This is a genomic window from Paenibacillus sp. BSR1-1, assembly GCF_030403775.1.
Classification (GTDB): Bacteria; Bacillota; Bacilli; order Bacillales; family Cytobacillaceae; genus Neobacillus.
Map to the genome: position 1 here is coordinate 504,898 of NZ_JAQMWQ010000001.1, position 16,034 is coordinate 520,931.

General features: G+C 37.0%; 17 protein-coding genes and 1 other annotated feature. Of the genes, 4 read left to right on the forward strand and 13 right to left on the reverse strand.

The features are described from left to right. Nucleotides 1–19: 19 nt before the first annotated feature. Entirely contained in the window at nucleotides 20–385 is a 366-nt protein-coding gene (locus PH210_RS02530; RefSeq protein ID WP_289982752.1) for a DUF3899 domain-containing protein, read from the forward strand. Between the two features lie 46 nt (nucleotides 386–431). Beyond that, nucleotides 432–687, forward strand: a binding site (T-box leader). Between the two features lie 50 nt (nucleotides 688–737). After that, nucleotides 738–1,727 (forward strand): tryptophan--tRNA ligase, encoded by a 990-nt coding sequence (gene trpS / locus PH210_RS02535; protein ID WP_289982754.1) that lies wholly within the window; start codon nucleotides 738–740, stop codon nucleotides 1,725–1,727. 56 nt (nucleotides 1,728–1,783) lie between these two features. Here the strand turns inward: trpS and PH210_RS02540 are convergent, their stop codons facing one another. The 9 genes from PH210_RS02540 to PH210_RS02580 form a co-directional block, all read right to left on the reverse strand. After that, complete coding sequence (locus PH210_RS02540) at nucleotides 1,784–2,530, reverse strand: YjbA family protein (protein WP_289982756.1); 747 nt, start codon at nucleotides 2,528–2,530, stop codon at nucleotides 1,784–1,786. Nucleotides 2,531–2,711: 181 nt separating this feature from the next. Further along, nucleotides 2,712–3,623, reverse strand: a complete 912-nt coding sequence (opp4C, locus tag PH210_RS02545; protein ID WP_289982758.1) for an oligopeptide ABC transporter permease — start codon at nucleotides 3,621–3,623, stop codon at nucleotides 2,712–2,714. Nucleotides 3,624–3,634: 11 nt separating this feature from the next. Beyond that, the gene (gene opp4B, locus PH210_RS02550; protein ID WP_289982760.1) at nucleotides 3,635–4,600 is read right to left on the reverse strand and encodes an oligopeptide ABC transporter permease; all 966 of its coding nucleotides are present in this window, start codon (nucleotides 4,598–4,600) and stop codon (nucleotides 3,635–3,637) included. 156 nt (nucleotides 4,601–4,756) lie between these two features. Next, nucleotides 4,757–6,472: an oligopeptide ABC transporter substrate-binding protein gene (gene opp4A / locus PH210_RS02555; RefSeq protein ID WP_289982762.1), complete on the reverse strand. Its 1,716-nt coding sequence runs from the start codon at nucleotides 6,470–6,472 to the stop codon at nucleotides 4,757–4,759. A gap of 34 nt (nucleotides 6,473–6,506) precedes the next feature. Further along, nucleotides 6,507–7,517, reverse strand: a complete 1,011-nt coding sequence (locus PH210_RS02560; RefSeq protein ID WP_289982765.1) for an ABC transporter ATP-binding protein — start codon at nucleotides 7,515–7,517, stop codon at nucleotides 6,507–6,509. Then, nucleotides 7,517–8,539 carry an ABC transporter ATP-binding protein gene (locus PH210_RS02565; protein ID WP_289982766.1) on the reverse strand — a complete coding sequence of 341 codons (1,023 nt, stop codon included), beginning with the start codon at nucleotides 8,537–8,539 and terminating at the stop codon, nucleotides 7,517–7,519. Before PH210_RS02565 ends, PH210_RS02560 begins: the two co-directional genes overlap by 1 nt. A 173-nt stretch (nucleotides 8,540–8,712) precedes the next feature. Next, a complete protein-coding gene (locus PH210_RS02570; protein WP_289982770.1) occupies nucleotides 8,713–9,486 on the reverse strand; it encodes a DUF2268 domain-containing putative Zn-dependent protease in 774 nt (257 codons plus the stop codon). A gap of 220 nt (nucleotides 9,487–9,706) precedes the next feature. Further along, nucleotides 9,707–10,945 carry a beta-ketoacyl-ACP synthase II gene (fabF, locus tag PH210_RS02575; RefSeq protein WP_289982772.1) on the reverse strand — a complete coding sequence of 413 codons (1,239 nt, stop codon included), beginning with the start codon at nucleotides 10,943–10,945 and terminating at the stop codon, nucleotides 9,707–9,709. 56 nt (nucleotides 10,946–11,001) lie between these two features. Further along, nucleotides 11,002–11,934 carry a beta-ketoacyl-ACP synthase III gene (locus tag PH210_RS02580; protein WP_289982774.1) on the reverse strand — a complete coding sequence of 311 codons (933 nt, stop codon included), beginning with the start codon at nucleotides 11,932–11,934 and terminating at the stop codon, nucleotides 11,002–11,004. A 206-nt stretch (nucleotides 11,935–12,140) separates the two neighbouring features. Between PH210_RS02580 and PH210_RS02585 the strand changes: the two genes are divergently transcribed. Then, nucleotides 12,141–12,434, forward strand: a complete 294-nt coding sequence (locus PH210_RS02585; protein WP_289982776.1) for a hypothetical protein — start codon at nucleotides 12,141–12,143, stop codon at nucleotides 12,432–12,434. 197 nt (nucleotides 12,435–12,631) lie between these two features. Here the strand turns inward: PH210_RS02585 and PH210_RS02590 are convergent, their stop codons facing one another. The 4 genes from PH210_RS02590 to PH210_RS02605 all read right to left on the reverse strand — a co-directional run bounded on the left by PH210_RS02590 (nucleotide 12,632) and on the right by PH210_RS02605 (nucleotide 15,610). Next, entirely contained in the window at nucleotides 12,632–12,829 is a 198-nt protein-coding gene (locus PH210_RS02590; RefSeq protein ID WP_289982778.1) for a ComZ family protein, read from the reverse strand. Nucleotides 12,830–12,848: 19 nt separating this feature from the next. Next, nucleotides 12,849–13,799, reverse strand: a complete 951-nt coding sequence (locus PH210_RS02595; protein WP_289982779.1) for a BMP family ABC transporter substrate-binding protein — start codon at nucleotides 13,797–13,799, stop codon at nucleotides 12,849–12,851. A gap of 174 nt (nucleotides 13,800–13,973) precedes the next feature. Beyond that, entirely contained in the window at nucleotides 13,974–14,807 is an 834-nt protein-coding gene (locus tag PH210_RS02600) for a hypothetical protein (protein WP_289982781.1), read from the reverse strand. A gap of 80 nt (nucleotides 14,808–14,887) precedes the next feature. Further along, entirely contained in the window at nucleotides 14,888–15,610 is a 723-nt protein-coding gene (locus tag PH210_RS02605; protein WP_289982784.1) for an alpha/beta hydrolase family protein, read from the reverse strand. A gap of 201 nt (nucleotides 15,611–15,811) precedes the next feature. Between PH210_RS02605 and PH210_RS02610 the strand changes: the two genes are divergently transcribed. Then, the gene (locus tag PH210_RS02610) at nucleotides 15,812–15,994 is read left to right on the forward strand and encodes a DUF2929 family protein (RefSeq protein WP_289982786.1); all 183 of its coding nucleotides are present in this window, start codon (nucleotides 15,812–15,814) and stop codon (nucleotides 15,992–15,994) included. Nucleotides 15,995–16,034 lie beyond the last annotated feature (40 nt).

A 16,034-nucleotide genomic window follows, 5' to 3' on the forward strand; every position in this document is an offset into this window, starting at 1 on the left:
ATGTTTTGGAGGTTCGCTTGTGAAATTGAGACTCAGAAAACAATTAATTATGGTAGCGTTTACACAACTTGCCATTTTTTCCTTGTCCTTTATCTTCAACCATGATATTTCTTTATTAAGCTATATCAATATATCTTTTTACATCAGTGCTGCTTTTCTTCTAACCGCATTGCTTCTATATACAATTCATAGCGGTTTTTATGATGTCATTTCTAGGTCCTTTACCCTTGCCTTTTCAAGGGGACATAGGAATAAAAAGTTTAGTGAAATCCCGGGATTATCAGAACTTGTAACAGTTAATCAAAAACCGCTGCTTTTTATAGGACTTGTGAACGGTTTTTTAATGCTGCTTGCCCTCTTCGCCTATTATTTTTTGCTGACTTGAAAATAAATATGCAATTCATTTATAATGTTTGTAAATGAATACTGTTTAAAAAGCGATGATAAAGAGTAGTAAGTATTATTTTTCGTTACAGAGAGTTTGTGGCTGGTGGAAACAAACACGAATGAATTACTGAATGGACTTTGGAGCTTCTTTCTGAACTCTTCCATTATTGGAAAATTTAGTAGGACTAGACGTTTTCCTTACGTTAAAAAGGGATCCAAATCAATTCATTTGTTGATTTGGAACTGAGTGACTCATTTTGAGTAAATTAGGGTGGTACCGCGAAACCATTCGTCCCTATTGTTTTTTAGGGGATGAATGGTTTTTTTATTTATATTTTAGGAGGAATAAAATGAAGACAATTTTTTCAGGTATTCAGCCGAGTGGAACGATTACACTTGGGAACTATATTGGGGCTTTAAAGCAATTTGTGGAATTGCAAAATGATTACAATTGCTTTTTTTGCATTGTTGACCAGCATGCAATAACTGTTCCCCAGGATCCGGCAACGTTGCGCAAAAATATCCGAAGCTTAGCAGCATTATATCTGGCTGTTGGGATTGATCCTGACAAAGCCACTTTGTTTATACAATCTGAAGTTCCGGCACATGCCCAGGCAGGCTGGTTGATGCAATGTGTCGCCTATATCGGAGAATTGGAAAGAATGACACAATTTAAAGATAAATCAGCTGGGAAAGAAGCTGTTTCCGCCAGTTTGTTAACCTACCCTCCATTAATGGCAGCTGATATTCTATTGTATAACACAGACCTTGTTCCAGTTGGTGAAGATCAAAAACAGCATTTGGAATTAACACGGGATTTAGCAGAGAGATTTAATAAGAAGTACAATGACATTCTTACAATTCCCGAAATCAGTATTCCAAAGGTTGGAGCACGAATCATGTCACTTCAAGAACCAACGAAAAAAATGAGTAAATCTGATCCAAATAACAAAGCCTCCATTACACTTTTAGATGATCCAAAACAAATGGAGAAAAAAATTAAAAGTGCGGTTACCGATTCGGAAGGAATCGTTAAATTCGATCGAGAAACTAAACCTGGCATTTCTAATCTTTTATCTATTTACTCTATCTTGGGAGGAAAATCTATTCCAGAGCTAGAGGCAATGTACCATGGTAAAGGATATGGGGATTTTAAAGGCGAATTGGCTGAAGTAGTTGTTAATTTCTTTAAACCGATTCAAGAAAAATACTACAATTTGTTGGAATCAAACGAACTTGATGAAATTTTAGACCGCGGTGCCGAAAAAGCAAACGCAGTCGCTTTCAAAACGCTTAAGAAAATGGAACGAGCAATGGGCCTAGGAAGAAAGAGGAAATAAAAAGTAAAAGCCTGATCCGCAAAAGATATGTCGTGCATACCTTTTGGGTCAGGCTTTTAGTTAACTTTTGGACCATGCTCCATTTCCCATAGTTTTTCAAAAAATGGCTGTCCTTTAATTAAATTTTCACAGAATGTCTCGTGCTTTTTAGACCATCCGTATTTTGCTTCTTCAAATAACTGTTCCCAAGCTTCTTCAAAATTTAACTCTTGGATGGTGGAATACTGTTCAGGGCACCACTCTGTAAACCAATAGCGAATCTCTGCTTCATTATTTGAAGAAAGCAGCTGATCAAGGGCCATAAACAACAGCTGTTTTAGTTGTCGTTCTTTACGAGTTAACCCTGTCATCAGGTCTGGTTCAGGAGAAAGAATATGAAAATCCTTTGTTTTTGGCTGTTGATAAAAATGATATTTTTGGGAATCATGTGTCCCAATCATTTCATATACAAGCTGTTCCTGTCTTGGAATAAGCCTGCTTTTCCTGATTGGGATATTATAGCCGATTGTATCTACTGCCAATATCCCCGTCCCATCAGTTACAACAAAGCAATAATCCAGTTGGACTCTTTCATGATTTTTCCTTAAGTATGCTTTTTGATAAATATCATCTAGAAGTTGTTGAGGTAACTCTGACAAATCATTTTCAATATAGTTAAATAGAATCGGCTCGACTCTTAACAGCGGAACCTGGTCAAGCAGTTCCACTCCGTCATCTTTACGCCATTCATGAAAGTGACAAACATTATAACCGTTTTCTTCACCTTCAAACCAATTTACCCAAACATCATGAAGATATAACATTTTACAACCCCTCACTTCAAGAAACTGTTTGTCAATCAGTATGGGCAGACCTAAGTTAAATTATTCCTTTTCAGGAAATTGAACATGTCCTAAATTTTACTTAAGATATATGAAACGGCAGATATGATTAGTACAGAATAAAAAATCTACCATCTGGGGATGGTAGATTGATGGAAGATTTTTATCTTCTTGATTTTGGATTAAAGGCATCCTTTAATCCTTCTCCGATAAAGTTAATCGAAAGAATGGTTAAAGTGATAATCAATGCAGGCGGTACCCAAATCCACAGCTTATACTGAAGCACATCAGGTTCATTTGCTGAATTCAGCATATTTCCCCAGCTTGGCACCTCTTGCGGCACCCCAAATCCTAAGTAACTTAATGCCGATTCAACTACAATCATTGTCGCAAATGTAATCGTGGCTTGTACAATAATAGTTGATAGTACGTTGGGCAAAAGATGTTTAACGATGATTTTTGCTGGTGAACAGCCTATAGATATTGCAGCAATTATATACTCGTTTTCTTTTTCAGCAAGAATTTTACTGCGGACAATCCGAGCAATTCCTCCCCAGTAAAGAAGACTGATTACTCCAATTAATACCCATAGTCCAGATACTTTACCAAAAAGAATGGCATTTAAAACGATAACAAAAACGAGAAAAGGAAAGTTTAAAATTAAATCAGTAAATCTCATTAACAAACTATCTGCTGTGCCCCCAAAATAACCAGCAATAGAACCAATTAAGGTACCAATAAATATGACAAAAATTGTACAACTGATTCCAACTAGCAGTGAGATCCTTCCGCCGTAAAGCAGCCTTGTAAAAACATCCCTTCCAGCTTTATCCGTCCCTAACCAATGCTTGCTTGATGGTTCTAATCCCATTTCACCAATATTTATTTTCGTAATGTCAGCAGTTGTAATATACGGGGCAAGGCAGGAAATAATCGCAACAAGTGCTAAAAAAATAAGGCTGGTCATCGCTAATTTGTTCTTGATAAATTTTTTCCTGGCAATTGCTAATGGAGATAAACTTTTTTTCTGGGGGATATGGGTAACATTTGTTTCGTTTTGTGTAACTATTTCCATCATTTCTCCCCCTAATCTAATCTGATTCTCGGATCTACAACACCATATAAAATATCAGCGATTAAATTGCCGAATAGTGTTAAGAAGGAGAACATCATTGTCAACGTCAATAAAACAGGATAATCCCTCACCCCGACGGATTGTAAAAATAATTGTCCAAGGCCAGGATATGTAAAAATAGTTTCAGTGATAATTGCACCGCTAATAATAGCAACGATATCGAATCCTAAATAGGTTATAAGCGGAATTACGGAATTTCTAAGTATGTGTACATTATAAATTTTACTTTCGGGCGTGCCTTTCGCTCTTGCCGTACGGACATAGTCCTTTCGGCTATTTTCAATAATATCGTTTCGTAAAAATTGTGTATAACTTGCAATATTTAAAAATCCCAGGACAAAAGCAGGTAATAATACATGGTGCAATCGGCTTAACCACCAATTAAATGTACCTTCGGTAACACCGATATCAACAGAACCATTTGACGGAAACCAGCCCAGCTTAAATGAAAAGAAATAAATAGCAAATACCCCTGCAACAAATGATGGTATGGACAAACCTAAATAGTTAATCCCGCCAATTAGATTATCCCCAAGCGTGTATGGTTTTCTTCCGGCATATGAACCCATCATAAAAGCAAGTAAATAGGTAATTAAGATAGATGTGAGTCCTAGTAGTATCGTATTAGGCAATCGTTCTCCAATAACATCAGCTACTTCAATTTTAAATCGGGTTGATTTTCCAAAATCTCCTTCGATAAAATTACTAACCCAACGAAAATATTGCTGTGGCATAGGGTCATTATAGCCTAGCTTTTCACGCATTTCCGCAATATACTGTGGGTTTGTATTTCTTGGATCGATTTCTCCACTAAGTGAATCCCCCGGCATTAACTTTGCCAAGGAAAAAACAATGATGGAGGTAAGGAGCAGCATTGGAATCATTCCCAATATTCTGCGAAATGCATATTTTAACATGTGCATTCTCCTTGTCTTTAAGCTTTGATGAACCTTAGCAGTTAAAAACCCTATCTTGTTCGAATGGGAGAAGTTGACCTCCTCCCATTCGAATATAAAGATTGAGTTTATATAATTAAGCAGTTAACTTAGACTATATCTCTAGGTCGTTGTAAATTATTGCGTAATCCACCATTCATTTGGACGGTTCATACCTGATACATCGAATTTCACACCATTAACGCGCTTGCTTACTGCCATTGTTTCTTCAAGCTCGGCAATTGGCAATACAGGAAGATCTTTCATAAACAGCTTTTGCCATTGTACATAAAGATCTTTACGCTTATTTGAATCTGTTCCGACAACATTTATATCTAGTGCTTGGTCAAGCAATTTATCACTATCCGCATTTACCCAGCGTGGATAGTTCCAAAGTGCTTTAGAACCCCAAAGTGGAGTTGGATCTGGATCTGATCCTGTAGACCAGCCTCCAAAGAATACTTCCACTGATTTGTCTGCTTTTTCAAGCATATCGTAATATAGATTTACATCTGTCATAGTAAGTTTCGTCTTCAAGCCCACTGCTTCCCAATATTGAGTTAATGCTTTTGCACGTGATTCGAATGTTGGGTTTTGTGTTGCATAATGGCTGAAGTTAACAACAAACTTTTTACCTTGCGGATCTTCACGGAAGCCATCACCGTCAACATCTTTATAGCCTGCTTCATCTAATAGTTCTTTTGCTTTCTTAGGGTCGTACTTATATTGATCTAATTCTTTATTATCTGCTGCAATCCAGTGGTTAGTTGGAATTGGGCGATTAACTGGCTTTCCTACGCCGAAGAAGAATGCTTTTACCCATTCATCACGATTAATCGCATAGTACATCGCCTCACGAAGTTTCTTATCTTGATACTTTGGTTCGTTCATGACATTTTTCTCGCCATCCCAAGTACCTAATCTGAAACCAACATAATAATAACTTACGCCAGGATATGTGATTGCATTTACATTATCAAGTGCTTTAACTTGATCTATGATACTTGGATGGAATGCAGTCATATCAAGAGTTCCGTTTTTAAGTTCTCCCACAGAAAGTGATGGGTCAATAACCTTAATTACAACCTTTTCGATATGAGGCTTTCCACCGAAATAATCGTCAAAACGTTCCATTTCAATAGATTCGCCTGGTACAACTTTTGTTACTTTAAATGGACCTAATCCAACAGGTTTTGTACGAACCTGTTCAGATCCCATCATATCTTTTACAGCCATTCCTTTAAATTCTGTACGATTCATTGGATATGTCCAAAGGTTATCCAAGTTATTAACACGTGCTTTATCAAAAGTAATTTGAATATGGTAATCATCAATTACTTTAATACCTGAAATTTCTTTTGCTTTTCCATCGTGGTAATCTTGGGCACCAACAATATTTCTTACGTTATCAAAACGTGGTCCTTCATAATCCTTGTCAGCAATTACTTTTAAAGCGAATTCCCAGTCTTTTACTGATAATTCGTCTCCGTTATGCCATTTAACGCCTTTTTTGATTTCAAAATCAAAGACTTTATTGTCTGTTGTTTTCCATGAGGCAATATGCGGCTGTGCCTTTAATTGCGCATCATAATCAATTAGGTTCTCATCAAAGAAATCAATTACATATTGATCTGTTTGATTTCCGTAAAAAGCATAGTTGAATTTACCTTCAGGAGCTGAATCCAAGGCATAAACGAGTGTACCGCCATCCTGAGGTTTTTCCGATGTTTCTCCTGTCTTACCCTCATTGTCATTTTTCTTAGTTCCAGCTTTTTCTCCGCCGCTGCAAGCCGCTAAAAATGCCGATAATACAAGCATTAGGGCAGCTAACATGAGCATGCTTCTTTTCTTCATTTGTTTCCCCCCTATAAAAATTTAATTTTTAGTTCTAGTAAAGGTGGCAAGCTACCCGATGAGAGGGCTTCACCTCCTTTAATGCAGGTTTTTGTTTAGTGCATTCTTCCATTGCCATTGGACAACGAGGATGGAATGGACATCCGGACGGAGGATTGATAGGACTTGGGACATCACCCTTTAAAATAATTCTCTCTTTCTTTTGTCTTGGGTCGGGTGATGGAATTGCTGAAATTAAAGCCTGTGTATAAGGGTGCAGCGGCTCAGCATAAAGACTATTTTTATCTGCAATCTCCACCATGTTGCCTAAATACATAACCCCAATTCGGTCGCTCATATGCTTAACAACACTTAAATCATGTGCAATAAATAGGAAGGTTAACTCAAATTCTTCCTGTAAGTCTTTTAATAAATTTAATACCTGTGATTGTACTGAAACATCAAGGGCAGATACTGGTTCATCAGCAATAATCAGCTTTGGTCTTAATGCAAGGGCTCGGGCAATTCCGATTCTCTGCCGCTGTCCCCCAGAAAATTCATGGGCATATTTAAAATAGGCTTCTGGCGGGAGACCAACCTTTTCTAATAGATCCATTACTTCCTGTTTTAATTCTGCCTTACTTTTCTTGGAGTAGTTATAAATTGGTTCCGCTATTATGTCCCCAACCATTTGCATAGGATTTAGAGAAGCATATGGATCCTGAAACACCATCTGCATGTCCTGCCTAATTTCTCGAAGGGATTTACCAGAAACTCGAGTGATGTTTTTTCCTTCAAACAGGATACTGCCTTCTGTCGGTTTTAAGAGGCGCAATATAGTCCGCCCCGCGGTTGATTTACCGCACCCAGATTCGCCGACTAATCCAAGAGTTTCTCCTCTTTTAATCTCAAATGATATATTATCAACCGCTTTTACATGGCCAATCGTACGTTTAAAAAACCCGCCTTTTACTGGGTAATAGGTTTTTAAATTTTGAATTTCTAATAGATTTTCAGGTTGAGAGGATTGTTTTTCATCATTTTTATGTATTGTATCAGTGTTCATTACTGCACCCCTTCCCTTGGTTTACTAGTTTCAAAAAGGAGACAGGCTACTTCATGACCTTGATCGGCTTCTGCAAGCTCTGGGGTTATGGTTAGACATTCAGGCATTGCCATTGGACATCGATTAGCGAAACGACATCCGGATTTAGGCATATTTGTTAGGGAAGGAACAATTCCTTTTATGGAACTTAGTCGCTCTGCTTCTTCTTCCATTTTAGGAATAGCGCCTAAAAGAAGTGTCGTATATGGATGCTTGGGATTATAGAACAAAGTGTCTACATCTGTTCTTTCAACAATTTTTCCGGCATACATAACGATTACCTCATCACACATTTCAGCTACGACGCCTAAATCGTGTGTAATGAGAATAACAGACATATCATTAACTGCTTGAATATCTTTTAAAAGTTCTAGAATTTGAGCCTGTACAGTCACATCCAATGCAGTCGTTGGTTCGTCAGCAATTAATAATTTAGGCTGACATGCAATGGCTATAGCAATCATGACACGTTGTCTCATCCCGCCAGATAATTGATGTGGATATTCATCCACAATTTTTTCGGGCCTGGAGATCCCTACACTTTTTAATAAGGCTATTGCTTTTTGACGTGCTTCCTGTTTTGAAATCTTTGTATGATTAAATAATACTTCTTGAAGTTGATATCCAATTGTAAATACTGGATTAAGAGAGGTCATTGGTTCTTGGAATATCATTGAGATGTCTTTTCCACGGATTTTATTAATTTGGGATTCTGTCAGTTTTTCAAGATTTAACCCTTCAAATAGGATTTCACCGGATTTCACCTTGCCGCTTCCTTTTGGAAGAAGCTGCATGATTGAGAGACTCATAACAGATTTTCCACATCCTGATTCACCTACAACTCCGACTATTTGACGAGGTTTTACTTTAAACGAAACATTATCAACGGCATTATAATCGATTCCGTCAATGTCAAATGCCGTTTCTAAATTTTTCACTTCGAGCAATGGTGCCTCTTTGAGTAGTGATTTTTTTGTGCTCATAGTACACCCTCTTACTTTTTGAATTATTCTGTTTAATTAAAGTGTTCAACTAGAATTCTATTACAGAATTGTTACAATTGCAAGATTATTTTAAAAAATTGGTAATATTCACACTTATCAAAATAAAAAAAAGCCCTTGTTTATTAGGCTTTTTTTGCTAAACATATGGTATTTCACTCTAAAAACTCTGATGATGGGGCCGTAAAAGATAGTTTTGTAGAATATTGATGCGTTTTGTAATATCCCCCAACAATATTATATCCTGCAGCATATCCAAGCAGCTTGGGTATCCTCCCGCCTCCATACAATAATTGGTCATGAATCCTTTCATCTTTTTTACTGCTTAACTGCTTTTTCATATATTTATCCCAAAATATAGATAATTCCTTTTCAGAATACATTCTGCACCAATTTGCCAGGTACTCTTTACCACAATTTTTTAATACGGCATATTCTGCCAGACCCTCTATTACAATTGAGTCCAGCAGTGTATACTCTTCCATTTTTTTGTTTAGAGCTTGAAGGCGGCAAACATGATGGTATTCATGTACCAGAAGTGCCTCTATTTCTTTAGGGTCCTCTATATCTGAAAGAAACAGAAACATTTTATCAGGGAATGAAACCCCCCCTTTTTGCCTTTCTTCCCTTCGTATAAAAAATCCACCTGATTGTCCTATCGGAAAGAGAAAGACAGGTACATCCGGTCCAGACCATTTATTCTTATAGTTTTGATACAGCCGTTCAATACGATCCCATGCTTTCTGTTCAACCATTCGATTTAAATTTCTTTTTGCACTTCCTGATGGTCCATACATCCCAAAGTTCGTTAATTGGCGGTAAATGGATTGAGCAGTCTGCCCGTTAAAATACGGTTTCAACCTTTCACAGATTTTTACTGGCTGTTCAAAATCATTCATTAACCATTTATCCGTTCGAATAATGCCCATTTTCTCACCTCGAATACCGTATCTTTTGATCATTTTATGAATGTAGAAAGGATAGGTTCGTAAAGAAGGAAGGGAATTATTCGAAAGGCTCTGTTAAACTTGGTTGTTGAGAAGTCTTCGTGCCTTCCGCTCTAATCAACTGTGTTAAAAATCAACTATGTCCTTTAACACAGCCATACAAAAAACTCGGCCAGAAGATTCTGACCGAGTTTTTTGTATACTATTCGTATTTTTTAAAGACAATTGTCGCGTTATGACCACCAAAGCCTAATGAATTACTCATGGCTGCTTTAATTTCCAATGGACGTGCCGCATTTACTACATAGTCCAGATCACATTCCGGATCTGGCGTAACATAATTCATTGTAGGCGGAAGCATTCTGTCCCTCATTGCCAATAATGTAAAGATGGCTTCAACACCACCAGCAGCACCAAGTAAATGTCCAGTCATTGATTTGGTTGAACTCATCGCAAGCTTATAAGCATGCTCGCCAAATACTTCTTTAACGGCAAGTGTTTCAAATTTATCATTATATTCTGTACTTGTTCCATGTGCATTAATATAATCAATATCTTTAGGCTCTAAGCCCCCATCAGTAATCGCCATTTTCATTGCTCGGGCACCGCCTTCACCACCTGGTGCCGGTGCAGTAATATGATAGGCATCACCTGTTGCCCCGTAACCAATGATTTCAGCATAAATTTTTGCTCCGCGTGCCAAGGCATGCTCTAACTCTTCCAGAACGATGATTCCTGCACCTTCACCAATTACAAAGCCATCGCGATTTTTATCAAACGGCCTGCTTGCTGTATTTGGATCAGGGTTTGTAGAAAGGGCAGTGTTGGCACAGAACCCAGCAACTGACATTCTCGTAATCGGCGCTTCTGCACCTCCTGATACCATAACATCTGCGTCACCGCGCTGGATCACCTTAAAGGCATCTCCAATTGAATTTGTACCGGTTGCACAGGCTGTAACCGTACATGAATTAAATCCCCGTGCACCGAGTGTAATGGAAACCTGGCCCGTTGCCATATCCGGAATTAACATTGGTACGAAGAAAGGACTTACACGTTTATAGCCCCTTTTTTGAAAAATTTCAAATTGCTGTTCAAAAGTTTCCATACCGCCAATTCCTGAACCAATCCAAACCCCCACGCGGTGGGAATTTTCTTCATTGATCGTTAAATTCGCATCTTTTACAGCCATTATTGCACTTGCAACTGCAAATTGCGTAAAACGGTCCATTTTTCTTGCTTCTTTTTTATCCATAAATGCTTCTGGATTAAAATCCTTTACTTCAGCAGCTACCTTCGCTGGATACTCATCTGCATTAACTCTTGTCAGTGGTCCAATTCCTGATTTCCCTTCAAGAATTCCTTTCCAAGTTGTTTCAGCATCATTTCCAAGTGGTGTCACTGCTCCTACGCCCGTTACTACGACCCTGCGCTTTTCCATTTGTACATCTCCTTTTATCTGCTAACTTTTCCCTATTTTTATATAAAAGTCTCTTATTATTTACCCCAACGGATTGCAATGGCTCCCCAAGTCAAGCCGCCGCCAAAACCTACCATTACTAGGAGGTCATCATCTTTAATCTTTCCTGCTTCTAATTCTTCTACAATTGAAATTGGTATTGATGCTGCAGAAGTATTTCCATATTTATGAATTGTTTTAGACATTTTTTCAACTGGGAGCTCTAACCGCTGTCTCGATGCTTCCATAATCCGAATATTGGCTTGATGAGGGATAAGGAAATCGACGTCATCCTTGGTAAGTCCTGCTTTTTCAAGAACATTTATACAGCTCTCGCCCATTTGTCTAACGGCAAATTTGAATACTTCTCGTCCATTCATAATGATATATTCATCTTGATATAAATGCTTTGCCCCAGTCCCATCTGCACCAAGCTCAAATGAAAGAATTCCTCGATTTTCAGATACTGGGCCAAGTACAACTGCACCTGCACCGTCCCCAAATAGGACAGCGGTATTTCGGTCGCTCCAATCCGTAATTTTTGAAAGCTTTTCAACCCCTACGACAAGTACGTTTTTATATTCTCCTGTTTCTATAAACTGCTTCCCTGTGATAATTCCATACATGAACCCAGCACATGCTGCACTAATATCCATGGCAGCTGCCTTAAAGGCCCCTAATTTTTCCTGAATTCTGCAGGCAACGGATGGAAAAGGTGAATCTGGAGTAACTGTTGCTACCAAGATTAAATCAATTTCTTCTGGATTTATACCTGCATCTTGAATAGCTTTCTGGGCAGCAGACAAGGCCATATCCGATGTATTAATATCGTCTGATGCAATCCTTCGCTCTTCGATACCTGTCATAGTACGGATCCATTCATCAGAGGTATCCATCATTTTTTCTAAATCGTGATTGGTGAGAATTTTTTCTGGTAAATACCTTCCTATTCCAACAATACCAGCTTTCATTATTCCATCTCCTTTAATATGATAAGTTTCTCTATACCAAAGATTAATATCAATTATTATGACTTGGTACTAATTTTATCAAATGAGACATCATTTAAGCAACTGTTACTTACTTTTACCCATCCGCTATAGTACATTCCTTTTGATAGTTTGCTCATATTCTAAAGGTAAGAGACATTTTTCTTCGAAGGAGTGTGTGAGAGGTAATGGAAGATCGGGAAAAAGAGGAATCAACCATAGAAGAGCAGCAAGCGCATTTTGAGGATGAAACGCATCATGACCGTTTCACCAGTTTTATGTTTGGTTCAAGAAGACCTCACCATGAAAGGCCCCCGCTATTTGGCAATCGCAATTCTCTAAATTCTCATCAAAACCAGTCAGATATCGATTATGAACAACTCATGATGAGCATTGATGCTATATGGGAATCAGTACAGGGCTTAAAGCCAATATTTCAAAAATTCTATCCGCTTATCCAGCAATTTTGGAAAAAGAAATAAGCTGCCTTTTTAGCGGCAGCTTATTTTCACTATGGCTATTTTCGCATCAATTGTTGTTTTTCGTATAAATTTACCAACCCGCATAACTAAAGCTTCGTGGCATCTTTTCGTAAGAACTTTTGCGAAAATTGCCTAGAAACTTAGTAATGAACATATTTAATTTCCAAAAGCAACAAAGTTTACGAAAAGAGCCTTAACTATTTACTAACTTCCTGAAGAGCTTCTTCACGGCCAAGGTCGTATGCTTCTTGCATAACCTTTGTAAATAAATTCATAAACGGTTCGATTAATTCCATTGATAATTCTACTCCTGATTTTTCCAGCTGTTCCTTGGCTTCAGGTAAATATTTCATCGCAATCATCATAAATTGTAATGACTTATCTTGGTTGTTCATATGTATCCCCTTTAATAAATTATTGTGGTAACTTTCCGGTTTGCTTATATGTTTGAATTTGCTTATTAATTTTCTTAATAAATTCCTTGCTCACTAACGGACTATATTTTCCTAAGGTTATGACATTATCTTCAAAATCAAAGGAAAGATTTCCTGCTTTTAATTTACCATTATTATATTGTTCTGCAACCTTCTCATATAATTTATCTACCTGCTGAATCGTGCTTGTTAGAATCGTCGATTGCCCCAAATCTGATTGGTCGGAAACATAGCCAATAACATATAGTCCTCGTTCCTTGACCCTTTCAATAACGGGGACATTAAAACCATCGCCAGCAGGATAGATTACGTCGACCCCGTTTTCCATCATACGATCGACTAATTGTATCGCTTTTTTTTCATCATCCCAATTCCCTACGTATTCTATGCTTACTTGGGCATTTTTATTTTCTGCCAATGCTCCTTGATAGAATCCTTCTATTTCTGGCTGCCATTCATAGGCAGCCAACACTCCTACTTTCTGTTCCTTCGACATATGGGCAGCAACCATTCCGCCAAAAAAACCCATCGCGTGTGCTTTAAAGGTTAAACTGGTAGTGTTAGGTTTTTTAGCATCGCCATTAAAACTGACAAAGTGAATTTTAGGATAATCCTTTGAAATCTTATTAAAATATTCAGCATACTCTGAACCGTGACCAAAAATAAGATTTACCCCTTTTTGATCAAATTCTTTTACTGCCCTTTCAACTACAGATTCAGAATTCATTCCTTCTTTATAGTAAACCTCCACATTGAATTTTGATTGTATTTTTAGCATCCCTTTAAAGCCCTTTGTTCCCCATACTTGGTCATTAACCGTTTCAGGCACTAATAAGCCGACATTTTGTAATTTGCCTGAGTTTTTTTGGGTTACCCCACAGGCCCCAAGTAAAAAAAGACATAAAAGAATGATCCCGAAACGGTTTAGCATTCAATGCATCTCCTTCATACCACTGCCATTTCTATAACTGATTCTATCTAGATATAAATAATGGACCTGTAATTCCTCATTTTTCAATTTTTATTCTACCCTTTGAATAATAAAATGAAAAGATAAATTTCCTGCGCTCCCACTTTTTGGATATAAAGTGAATCGTATCATGTTTTACCGGCTTCCCTTCAACTGATCTGCTTGATTTTTTTGTTTCAAAAATGATTCGGAAATCGGGGTGATTTTTTTCATTTGTATCTTAATAACTGATGAATCTATTTCAAATGGTTCAACATGGTTTGAAAGAATTAGATTCTGTTCAAGCTTTAAATAGGACGCGCATAAATCCCAATAATTCTTCTTTCCACTTTCTAATAGAAAGCTTCCCTGCTCATTTATATCCATTATTTCAAAGATAGAATCGATTGCATCCTCCACAAAAATTGTATCAATTGTCCATTCCCTATTCGATAAATAAATTTCTATTTGTTGAAAGTCTGACATAATCACTTGTTGAAAGATAAAAGTTTCGGTCTGCCATGGGCCATAAATAGAAGGTAAATAAAAGAAATGAGTCTTTTTCACCAATCCTTTTACTTGATTCAAAAAACCCCGTTGAACTTTTTCAGCCTCAGCTCCCAACAATTGAATTGGGAGGATAAAGACAAATTCTGTATTGGAATTATTTCGCTCAATATAGTTCAAAATTGGCCCAGTAACCTTCTCCTCTAAATAAATTTCTTCCTTATTTTGCATATAGGAATCAAATAATGAAAAAATAACGACGGTATCCCTATTCCCTTCACCTTGGTTATTCTCCCAATCCACAAGACTATGTTCAATGAAATTTGAATTTCTGCCAACTTCAAATCTTTTTTCATCAAGATATTGAATATTGTCAATATCTTCAATATTGATCCCATAAACCTCTATTCCTTTATTTAGCAACGTTTTGCAAATATGAAAACTGACAAAATCATATACACCAAATATAATGGCCTTGTCCATAAAATCTTCCTCCCCATACTATCCTTAATGAATCCTATGCGTATGAATAAGGAATTATTTCATTATGGGGAAGGGGAGGCTTAGAGAACAGCTTCATGGCTTGTAAAAAACTTTATGCATATATTGCCAAGCTGCAGTTTCTTTTCTGGCAGCATATAAGTTGGAGTGATTTCAGGATATTTGATAATTTTCTGATAAAGCTTTGATTGATTATAAGATTTTCCTCCAGACAAAACATGAATGATCTTGACAGGAAATCCAAAATCAAGATTAACATGATCATCCATACTAAAGATGGTACTTTCAAGTACATTTTGTTCTAGTTGATGAGCTGTTACTAATTCTCTTATCAATTTTTTATAAAAGAATTTATGTTCCTTTTCCTGTTCTAAATGATGCTTTAATGAAATGATTGGGTTTAAAAGAATGACTGATCGAATACAGCCCTTTAATTTTTCCATTAACTTTACCGCAACCAGCGCGCCCATTCCTTCTGCTATAATATGAATTTTATTATTTAGGATTTCACTTCGGATAACATGTTGATAAAGCCGCTGAGCCAAATCAACCGATTTTTCGCTCCCCCAGTTTCGCCCATAAAGATTTGAGGAAAAAATCGTGTAACCTTTTTCTTTTAGTTGGTTGATAATAGCGGACTTCCCTTCATTTTGTGTCCAAAAGCTTTTACAATCGTCCACAAAATGCCGTTCATCTCCAATTATTAAGACCCCAAATCCAGTAGGCTTTTCTGGGTAATAAATGATATTCCATTGGGTATCCATCTGAAAATTACGACTGTCCATAGGTAAATCTCCTTTTACATATTTCCTCACGATATTGTATGATGGGTCACAAAAGATGAAAGGGAGTTTGCCCATTTTTATTAATTTACATTTATGTCAAGACAATTAATTAAATGAGTGAATTATCAAATAAACATTTATTAATTAGAAGTCATATGGTAATATTAAAAATGATGTAAATAAGGTTAGAGGTGAAAAATAGTGCGATTCTTTTGGACTTTTTTCTGGTTATTTTTACTAGTGCAAATGCTTACATATGTTGTAAGTTCAATGAATGGTGTTGCATTTGATGTTAAAGTAGGTTCCATTTTAGCTATTGCTGTAACCATCTTAGTTTTTGTGGTATCATCTTTGATACCAAATGAGCCTGTTGAAAAACATTAAGTGCCGATAAAAAAGTCTTCCACATCAATGGAAGACTTTT